This window comes from Paraclostridium dentum (assembly GCF_012922555.1).
GTDB classification, from domain to species: domain Bacteria; phylum Bacillota; class Clostridia; order Peptostreptococcales; family Peptostreptococcaceae; genus Paraclostridium; species Paraclostridium dentum.
In genome coordinates, this window is sequence record NZ_WIPK01000073.1 from 1 (window position 1) to 697 (window position 697).

Below are 697 nucleotides of genomic sequence, written 5' to 3' on the forward strand. Positions count from 1 at the left end.
GAGCCTGGTGATGAGTTTCATCTCATTGTTACTGGAGATCCAAAAGCCAAGGTTGGTCTGGTAGCTGTGGATAAAGCTGTCTTTGTCCTCAACAAGAACAGACTTACACAGACCAAGATCTGGGACGTTATTGAGAAGCATGACACTGGCTGCACAGCTGGCAGTGGTAAAGACAGTATGGGGGTTTTCTATGATGCAGGTCTACTGTTTCAGTCTGATAAAGCAGGAGGCACCACTGAGAGAACGGCTCCTGAGTGTCCTGCTCCACCGAAGCGAAAACGAAGAGCTGAGACTCTATCCCAGATCACTCAAAAGCTGTTTGGTAAATATTCCGGTGACCAGAAGCAATGCTGTGCGGATGGACTGAAACAGAACAGATTGGGCTACACATGTGAACGGAGAGCCTCATATATTTTGGATGGTGAAGAGTGTGTCAAGGCCTTCCTCCACTGTTGTAACGAGATCCAAAATCGCAAGGACGAGCGGAAAGAATTGTTGCATCTGGCCCGCAGTGATGATGATGATGATGACTATATAAGCTCTGATGAAATTGTCACCCGGACACAGTTCCCTGAAAGCTGGCTGTGGGAGGACATAAACCTGCCAGCCTGCAAAGGAAACCTACCATGTGAATCAACAACCCACACCTTGGACAAAACATATCTGAAAGACTCGATTACTACCTGGCAGATCCTAG

Annotated in this window: 1 protein-coding gene; it reads left to right on the top strand. The window is 47.5% G+C overall.

Annotated features, from left to right (window positions below):
• Window positions 1-697 (top strand): hypothetical protein (locus GFJ41_RS20955; protein WP_170075985.1); only part of this gene is annotated, 697 nt, incomplete at both ends.